Annotated in this window: 1 protein-coding gene; it reads right to left on the minus strand. The window is 61.3% G+C overall.

Annotation, left to right across the window (positions count from 1 at the left end; genetic code table 11):
- Positions 1-23 precede the first annotated feature (23 nt).
- Positions 24-341, minus strand: coding sequence for a metalloregulator ArsR/SmtB family transcription factor (locus D0817_RS26780; protein WP_127341009.1), 318 nt, complete (start codon positions 339-341; stop codon positions 24-26).
- Between the last annotated feature and the right edge of the window lie 60 nt (positions 342-401).

The raw sequence follows: 401 nt of genomic DNA on the forward strand, positions 1-401 counted from the left end.
GGATTGAAAAGCGGATTACATCGCTATTCGGCGCCGCGCTTCTTGAGTGCGCGCGACTCGCGCTTGAGCGGCCCGGCGACCGGGCAAACCTCGAACGCGTAGCCGGTCAGGGTGTTGACCAGGCTGTCGCGGTTGAGTTGGTAGTAGACGAACTGGCCCGCGCGCTCGCGCGTGCCCAAGCCGGCGGTTTCGAGCACCGAAAGATGGCGCGAAATGGCCGGCGCGCTCATGGCGAAGCGCGCGGCCAGATCGGTGGTCGACAAGCGCGCCTCCGACAGATAGGCCAGGATTTGCCGACGCGGGCCGGACGCGAGTGCTTCAAAGACGCGGTCAAGGTGCATGGTTTAGAATTAAGCAATTAACGAATTTGTTAATAGATTAATCCCGGGATGCGGCCTTGT

Origin of the sequence: Flavobacterium cupreum (assembly GCF_003996965.1) — a bacterium.
Lineage (GTDB): Bacteria > Bacteroidota > Bacteroidia > Flavobacteriales > Flavobacteriaceae > Flavobacterium > Flavobacterium cupreum.

What these genes read in the sequence shown, in the direction of transcription:
- D0817_RS26780 (WP_127341009.1), bottom strand. Translation starts at nt 341, where the DNA reads ATGCACCTTGACCGCGTCTTTGAAGCACTCGCGTCCGGCCCGCGTCGG.